This window comes from Helicobacter didelphidarum (assembly GCF_003364195.1).
GTDB lineage: Bacteria > Campylobacterota > Campylobacteria > Campylobacterales > Helicobacteraceae > Helicobacter_A > Helicobacter_A didelphidarum.
Genome location: NZ_NXLQ01000061.1, coordinates 1 through 4,155, shown reverse-complemented (window position 1 = coordinate 4,155; position 4,155 = coordinate 1). Strand labels below are relative to the sequence as shown.

At 33.0% G+C, this 4,155-nt stretch carries 4 protein-coding genes; all 4 read right to left on the bottom strand.

Going from position 1 to position 4,155, the window contains the following annotated elements:
* On the bottom strand, window positions 1-485 hold a 485-nt coding region (locus tag CQA53_RS10320; protein ID WP_147290035.1), incomplete at its 3' end, for a hypothetical protein.
* 441 nt (window positions 486-926) lie between these two features.
* Window positions 927-1,505 (bottom strand): hypothetical protein, encoded by a 579-nt coding sequence (locus CQA53_RS10310; RefSeq protein ID WP_115543882.1) that lies wholly within the window; start codon window positions 1,503-1,505, stop codon window positions 927-929.
* Window positions 1,492-3,366 carry a peptidoglycan recognition protein family protein gene (locus CQA53_RS10305; RefSeq protein WP_245945887.1) on the bottom strand — a complete coding sequence of 625 codons (1,875 nt, stop codon included), beginning with the start codon at window positions 3,364-3,366 and terminating at the stop codon, window positions 1,492-1,494. Before CQA53_RS10305 ends, CQA53_RS10310 begins: the two co-directional genes overlap by 14 nt.
* A gap of 38 nt (window positions 3,367-3,404) precedes the next feature.
* Window positions 3,405-4,155: bacteriophage T4 gp5 trimerisation domain-containing protein (locus CQA53_RS10300; protein WP_115543881.1), on the bottom strand; the 751-nt coding region annotated here is incomplete at its 5' end.

The window sequence follows — 4,155 nt, the reverse complement described above, 5'->3', positions numbered from 1 at the left end:
GCATTAGCTTGTGTGAGATTGACTTCAAGGAATATGATTTGAGGAGGAGGGTTAGAATCTTGATTGTTTGTATTACTAGATTGATTAGGGTTTGTTTGACTAGGTTGCGTGTCTTTGGTGATTTGTGTAGCAAGTATTTCTTTTTCTTGCTCTATTACATGATTATCTTGTATGATTTGCTCTTTTTTATAGATTTTAATACTTTTTACATTTTGTTTTGCTATTAATGCGAGGTCAAATGCTTGTTTGCTTTTTCTGTGGTGTGCTGGCACACAATGGTTTTCATTGGTAAGCATATAATCACTAGAATTAATAGAGAAATAAATATGCTTTGCTAAGGCATTTGTTGGTATATCAAGCTCAAACTCTGCTATACCCTTTTTATTGGTTTGTGCTTCAATTCCCTTGCCATCAATGGTGATTGTTAGATTTTGTAATTTTTTTGTCGATTTGACATAGCATTTTATCGTTTCAGTATCAGCCATCTATCTATCCTTAAATCTAAGTAAGCATAAAATATTTTTATTGATTCTTGATAGGATTGTAAAAAGAGAAAAATATTATTTTTATATGTAACGATTTTATACATTTATTAAGCCTTATTATGATAAACAAGATTTATGTTTTTATGTGCTACAATTTTACTCACTTTTCACCTCCCCACCTTTAACTACAAGTCCATTGCTATCTATCACTACTTCTACTCCACCTGCTTTTATGATGACAGAGTCTCCTTTGGCTATGATTTGGGTTTCGCCCACTTTATGAGTGATTTCATTATCAGCTATTGTTTGTATAGTGCTTTGTGCAATAATGCCTAATGAATCAGATTCTATATTGGCAACATTTCTAGCTTAAAAAGAAAGTGTTTGAGATTCTATACTTTTTGATTCTATGTGGTAAGTGGCTCATTTGTGTTTCCTAAGTTATTTGCAATGTTCGCAATGTTGTAGCTTATTTTCATATTTCTCTTGCATTTCAGTAATATAATATATAGCTCTAGGGTAGCATTCTGGTAATAAACAAGCTAACTCTATATAACACATATCGCCACTATCATCACTGCGAGGACATAGATACCATTTTTTCATAGAATCTTTTATTTGCTCTTGGGAGCTAATGTTTGTCTTTAGTGTTGTTTTGCCACCCATACTTTCAAAATCCCAAATTCTACCAAGCATTTTTACCTTACCTTTATAATCACATTCGCCCACCAATGTAGTATCTTCAAAACTATGATGCAAATGTGGTATATGCAGATAAAGATATTTTTGCATTTGCTCTTTTGTTTTTTGGTTTACACATTGTGATTTTGTGCTATTTTCTAGCCCCATTTGTAATACCTCTATTGTTATGTTTCTGTTTTTTAGTGGTATATAATCTAACCTATAAAACAAAGGCAAATCTTCTTTTCTAAATTTTTCTACCTTAATGTTTTCTATTTCTTGGGCATAAAGGAAATGTGTTATACATATTAGTACATAAAATACACTACTCTTTTTCATAAAGACCTTTGGCTTCACCTCTAGTTTTTTGTGGCGAAATATCATCATGTTCGTAAATATCATCATTGCTAAGATTATACTCCTTTTTAAGAATTTCTACTAGATTCTTAATAGAATCTTTTTGAGCTTGTGTGGGGGTGTCCCAAGTATGAGATTCATATTGCAAGGAAGGATATTTTTGATATGTAATTTTTTCATTATTTTTAGTTGCTTTTCCAACTACCTCTATACCAATCGATTCATTGTTAGTAGGATAGCGATTTGGATATGTGAAATTTTTTTCCTCCTCTTTTCTTACATTACTATGAATTTGGGACAACACCTTGCCTTGATAATAACCTAGAATTGTTTTCTTATAATTTTCATCGCAGTTGTCATTGTCATAGCATTTAGAGCCTATTTTGCCAACATGCCAAGTATATTTTTTTAGGGTTTCAGCTTGATAGATTGTGCCGTCTTTGTCAATCAAAAAATGAGCGCCAACTGCATTTTTATTGGTGTAAGAATTAAGAGTAGAGAGTGCTGTTTCCTCATTTGTCCTATGTAAAACAATGGCTTTAAACTTTATCAATCCTCTTTCATCAAAATCATCAGCTTTTAAATCTGTTGTATGTCCTATATTGCCAATAATCTGCTTTCGTATATCAAAATCCTTGTAAGTTTTTTTATCAACATTTAAGACTTTTATTTTTTGACTCTTTATCCTCTCTTCTCCCTCTACTTTCCAATGCAAATAGCCCTCATTATCGATATAGTAAGGTTTTTCTACCTCCACATACACCGCTCTTGTTTCCTTATATGTATGAAGTCTTAGTATTATTTGCAGAGCTTGTAAATCTTTAGAATCTAGCAGTATTTGCTTTTCTTGTAATTGTGGAATCTCTTCTGCAAGAATCAAGGCTATATCTTTATTACTCTTTGTATCTTTTATAGAGAGGTTAGATTCTCTAAGTTCTAGTATATAGCCTATCTCACTCTTTAGATTCTCATTTAGATAGTGGGTATCACAAGAGTGTGAGAGGGTATAGGTGGTGTTAGTGTGAGCATCAAGGATAGTTATGGTTTTACTTGTTAGCTTAAGTATAGGGTATTGACTTATAGTAAGTATTGTATGAGGAGTGCCATAGCTTGTAGTATAAGCTGGAGATTTTCTGTATGCAAAAATGATAAGTTGTTGATTGTCTTTGAGATAATCAGTGGTTTCTTTTTGTGTGTTATTTTCTGTGATAGTGTAGGTGAATTTTGCATTGAGGTTAAAGCTTACTTTGGTATTATAAGTATCTTTGGAGGTGAATGTAAAAGGTTTAAGATCTTTTATAGCAACCTTGCTTTTTAGATTCTCATTTTTTTGCTTGATATAATAGCCCCATTGTATAGCAGACATCTTGCCACCTTGTAAGGTTTGGATATGAGCCTGTAAGGACACAAGATTTTGTGAATCTGTGGTATTAGCAGTATGGGTTTGGGCATTGCTTGATGTTTGTGTGGATTGTGTTTGGTTATTGGAAGCATAGGGTTGTGCAGTATATATAGGTATTTGTTCTATAGTGTTATCTTGTGTTTGTTCTTGATATATTGTGAGATTGGTTATAGCAAAGTTTGCTAATTGTGTGAGGATAGTATAGGGATTGTTTCTATCTTGGTATTTTTTAGAAAAGCAAGTTTGGGTAGATTCTATATATTCCTCGCTCTCAAGCGTAACTAGAATGAGATCATTTATATTCTCTGTAAATCTTAACTCTGCAATACCTTGTTCATCGGTCGTAGTGCTAATATCAGTGCTTATTACACGCACAGATATATTAGCAAGATTCTGGTTTCTATGTCTAAATCGAATAAAACAACTTATTTCTTTGCTCATTTTTTACCTCATTGTATCTTTAATTATTCAACTTACCCTTACTCACTCTTCACCTCTCCACCTTTGACTACAAGTCCATTAGAATCTATCACTACTTCTACGCCACCTGCTTTGATAATCACACTATCTCCCTTAGCGGTGATAGTGGTATCTCCTACTTGTATGGTGGCTTCACTATTAGCATTAGCATGTATAGCGGTCTGTGTATTAATGCCTAGCGAATCAGCTTGAATATGTGTGAGTGTTTTGGATTCTAAAGAGAGGGAATCAGATTCTAAGTAGAGATTTTTTTGAGTTCTAATGTTGCTATTAGATTCTGAGGCGATATATAGTTCTCCTCCAATATACTCTTGTTTATCTCCCTCTACCACTTCCTCACTACTGCCTTTAACTTTCTTGTGTGAATCCCCTCCCACTTCCTCTATATTATTGCCTTGTATGCTAGTCTCTTTATCCCCACCTACATACTCACTACTATTCTTTGCTACTCTTAGTTTATTATCTATTCCTATATTAAGAGTATTGCTTCCTCCTACTATGGTATCTTTAGAGAGTGCTACATTGGTTAAGTATTCTGCTCCTACTCTTATATCTTTTACTCCTAGTATTTCTTGTTTATGATATTTGTTGATAGATTCTGTGTAGTTGCCTTTGACTTGAGAGTCTTTATTATGTTTAATCCTTTGAGTGAAGTTATGCTCTATTATCTCATCATAATCTCTTTGTGCATGAAGATAGATTTGTTCTTTATCTTTAATATTTGATAGAGTGAGTTCATTGATACCAGAT

Excerpts from the sequence above, each read along its gene's own strand:
- CQA53_RS10310 (WP_115543882.1), bottom strand. The coding sequence starts at position 1,505 with ATGAAAAAGAGTAGTGTATTTTATGTACTAATATGTATAACACATTTC.
- CQA53_RS10305 (WP_245945887.1), bottom strand. The coding sequence starts at position 3,366 with ATGAGCAAAGAAATAAGTTGTTTTATTCGATTTAGACATAGAAACCAG.